The 209-nt window shown below is 69.9% G+C and carries 1 protein-coding gene; it reads left to right on the top strand.

What is annotated here, in order from left to right; all coding sequences use genetic code 11:
- A partial coding sequence (locus tag FPZ47_RS28200; RefSeq protein WP_145039870.1) for a helix-turn-helix domain-containing protein occupies positions 1 to 209 on the top strand: 209 nt, incomplete at both ends.

The following is a 209-nucleotide window of genomic DNA, read 5'->3' as shown; positions in this document are numbered from 1 at the left end:
CCCGCAAAAGCTGGTGCTGCGGGCATTGATCGTGTTGCTGGCTGCCGACGGCGCGTCGAACGCGGCGATCGCCGACGAGCTCGGCATCTGCGTGGACACCGCCCGCAAGTGGCGGGCCCGGTTCCACGACACAGGCATCGACGGTCTGGCCGACGCACCACGTTCGGGTCGCCCACCGATCTACACCCCGGCCGATCGGGCCACGGTGA

The sequence above is a fragment of the Mycobacterium helveticum genome (assembly GCF_007714205.1).
In the GTDB taxonomy this organism is placed as follows: Bacteria; Actinomycetota; Actinomycetes; order Mycobacteriales; family Mycobacteriaceae; genus Mycobacterium; species Mycobacterium helveticum.
Note: the sequence above shows the minus strand (reverse complement) of the source record. Positions and strands in the feature narration are given on the sequence as shown.